Below are 3162 nucleotides of genomic sequence, written 5' to 3' on the forward strand. Positions count from 1 at the left end.
GAGCAAGCTCCCTCGCCAAAGGGGGCGGGTGTTTGAGTAATCTCAGCGCAACTCGTCGACCATCGCCTCAATGGTGCTCAACACATCCTTGCCCAGTTGCATCGAACGTTTGCCGGACCAGCCGGTATGTGGGTTCGGGTGGTCGTTGTGGTCCTTGAATGGCATTTCCAGGGTCAGGGACAGGCAGTCGTATTTCTGGCCGACTGCGTTGCAGGCGAGGGTCATGTTGGCCTGGCCTAGTTCGTCACGTGTGTAGCCATAGGTTGTCTGGAAGTCCTTGGTCTGGTGCTTGAGATGGCTGCGAAAACGCTCTTCGAGATCGGCAATCCGTGGCGTGTATCCCGGATTGCCTTCGCAACCGGCGGTGAAGACGTGGGGGATTTCTTCATCGCCGTGGATGTCGAGGAACAGGTCGACGCCATATTTTTCCATCTGTTGCTGTACGAAAAACACCTCGGGGCTGATTTCCGGGCTGGCATTCTGCCAAGCCCGGTTCAGGTCCTGCCCCATTGCGTTCGTGCGTAGATGCCCGTGGAACGCGCCATCCGGATTCATGTTGGGGACCAGGTACAAATCAGCCTTGGCGAGCAAGCGGTTCAGTTGGACGTCATCCTGATGCTGGAGGCGTTCGATTATCCCCTCCATGAACCATTCGGCCATGTGCTCGCCGGGATGCTGCTGCGCAATGATCCAGATCTTTCGGCGTCCCTCGGCACCGCTGCCCTTGCGCAGCAATGGAATGTCACGGCCTTCGACGCTTTTGCCGGTGGCCAGCAGTTCGGTGCCGGCCTTGTGCTGTGCTTGTTCGATCAGCCAATCGTGACGACCCCGGCTGTAGGGTTCGAAGTAGGCGAACCAGGCGTGAGGCTGTTCGGCTTCCAGATGAAAGCGCAGGGCATCGCCTTCGAATTGCGTAGGAATACGGAACCAATTGACGTGGTCGTAGGACGCGACAGTCTGATAGCCGGTCCAGGCCTTGTTATAGGAGGACTGGCTGGCATTGAGCAGGCGAAAGGAATATTCCTGGCCGACATGCAAGCCGCTGGCCTTGAAATGGAACCACTGGAAATGCGCGCTGCGGGTGTCAGGCCGGATCTTCAGCAGCGATTGCAGTGGGTTGCTGATGTCTACGACTTCAATGTTGCCGCTGTCAAAATTGGCGCTGATATCGAAGGAGGATTTAGCCACGGTCACGGTTCCTGCAGAGGATTTTTGTGCCGTTACTTTACACGCAAGGCGGGGCAAACCGGGACGATTTGCATCAATGACAAGAGGGGGCGTCCTCCCTGGACGCAGAAGCAGAGTAGAGTCTCGCTGACCGATTCTCAAGTGCTGCCTGTCGCGGGTTTATCAGCGGGATGGCGCCCGGACTTTTGCAGGCGGATGGGCATTTGCTATCATCGCCGACATTGAAATCAGCACCCCCCAAAAGACTTCATTAGCCTGAAGCCATAAGCCGAAAATCGGCAAAAAAAGACCCGGCAAAAAGCCGGGTCAAAAACCGTGATTAGCCTGATGAGGAGATATGCCAGAAGTCCGACCTAAGGTCTCCTGGCCTATCGACTGATCTCGCGACCAGTTGTTGCAATAATAATCATTATCATTTGCAAGTCAAATGATTTTATCGCATCGATTGAAAAATCATTTCCCGTGGCCCGCATTCGTGGGGCCACTCCGAACGGGATGCCTAGCGGGTAGGGTAGCCGTCAAGGGATCGGTCGAGCATCACCTTGACCAGATCGATCATGTGCACGACAGAAAATGCCAGGTCACGGTTCGAACCGTTCAGTCGATTGGCGGATTCGTGGGCAGTGGCCGCAGCGCAGCGCAGCAGGTCGCAAGCGTGGACCAAGGCTTCTTCGCCGCTGATGTTTCGGTTCACGTCGAAAAAGCGATGCTCTGCCTGGGCTTCCGCAACACCTGGTTTCAAGTAATAGTCCAAGGCGCGTTGGGCAGCCGGGCAATCCTGAAACGATGGGAATGCCGGGTCCAGGGAGGTGACGGGTTCATCTTTGTTGGGCGTGTCCATGTGTCGAGTTTCTCCGTGTATGTATATGAAGTCCTGTGCTTCCAGCTTAGTACGCAGCGTAATTGTGACGACAATTTAAATACTACAATTTGTGTTTTGATGGGCGTGGTCATCCACGTATCGTGCCGTTCATGGATAAATGGATAGAGTTGGTCAAGGCCAAGATGAAGGAGCTGCACATCACGCAGGTGGTGCTTGCAGAACGTTTGGGGATGTCACAGGGCGGTATCGGCCATTGGCTGACCAAGCGCCGGCAGCCCAGTCTTGAAGACATGAACCGGGTGCTGAAGGAACTGGGGCTCGAGTTTCTCGAAGTGGCCATGGTGATCCGCGAGCCGGACACCTCCACGGACGAGGGTATGGCCCTGGCGCAGAAGTACAACCCGTACTTCCGCTATCCGATCAGCGAATGGCACGACATCGGCACCGTTCGCGAAGTCGATCTCGCTGGCTATGGACCGTCGCGCTATGAGTTGACGGACTACCACGCCCAGGGAGATGCGTTCTGGCTGGTGGTGGTGGGGGATGCGATGACCGCGCCGAGCGGGCTCAGTATTCCAGAGGGAATGTCGATCCTGGTTGATCCGGCGATCGAGGCGGTGCCCGGTAAGCTGGTAATCGCCCAGTTGCCTGGCAGCAGCGATGCGACCTTTCGCAAACTGATTGAAGAGAGCGGCCAGCATTACCTGGTTCCGCTCAATCCTACTTACCCGAAAAGCTTGTACACCGAGCAATGCCGAATCATCGGCGTGGTCGTGCAGGCAACCATCAGGTTCTGAAACGGATCGGCCCGGACAACGGGCCGATGCCTATTCTTCCAGCGCCACCAGCACGCTGCCCTCGCTGACCATCTCACCTTCCTGGCAATACAGCGCCGTGACCACGCCGGCCTTGGGCGCACGGATGCTGTGCTCCATTTTCATCGCCTCCAGCACAACGAGCTGCGCTCCGGCTTCCACCGTCTGGCCGGCATTCACCAGCACCCGAACGATGCTGCCATTCATGGGCGCAACCAGGCTGCCATGAGGGTTGTGACTGGCCTCGGCTGCGGCCAACGGGTCGTATGACTCGACGCGATGCAGATCACCTTGCCATTGCAGGTAGAGGCTGTCGCCCTGGCGAATCACGCGGTG

General features: G+C 57.1%; 4 protein-coding genes. 1 reads left to right on the plus strand and 3 read right to left on the minus strand.

Features of this window, described 5'->3' with window-relative positions:
• Positions 1 to 42 precede the first annotated feature (42 nt).
• Together OC610_RS24100 and OC610_RS24105 are read right to left on the minus strand one after the other, a co-directional pair.
• A complete protein-coding gene (locus OC610_RS24100; protein WP_264431429.1) occupies positions 43 to 1194 on the minus strand; it encodes a M14 family metallopeptidase in 1152 nt (383 codons plus the stop codon).
• Positions 1195 to 1687: 493 nt separating this feature from the next.
• Positions 1688 to 2029 carry a DUF6124 family protein gene (locus OC610_RS24105; protein WP_264431430.1) on the minus strand — a complete coding sequence of 114 codons (342 nt, stop codon included), beginning with the start codon at positions 2027 to 2029 and terminating at the stop codon, positions 1688 to 1690.
• A gap of 131 nt (positions 2030 to 2160) precedes the next feature.
• On the opposite strand from OC610_RS24105, the gene OC610_RS24110 reads away from it, so the two are divergent.
• Positions 2161 to 2808 (plus strand): LexA family protein, encoded by a 648-nt coding sequence (locus tag OC610_RS24110; protein WP_264431432.1) that lies wholly within the window; start codon positions 2161 to 2163, stop codon positions 2806 to 2808.
• 30 nt (positions 2809 to 2838) lie between these two features.
• On the opposite strand, the gene OC610_RS24115 is transcribed toward OC610_RS24110, so the two are convergent.
• A partial coding sequence (locus OC610_RS24115) for an acetyl-CoA carboxylase biotin carboxyl carrier protein subunit (RefSeq protein WP_332880483.1) occupies positions 2839 to 3162 on the minus strand: 324 nt, incomplete at its 5' end.

The organism is Pseudomonas agronomica (assembly GCF_025917275.1).
Classification (GTDB): Bacteria; Pseudomonadota; Gammaproteobacteria; order Pseudomonadales; family Pseudomonadaceae; genus Aquipseudomonas; species Aquipseudomonas agronomica.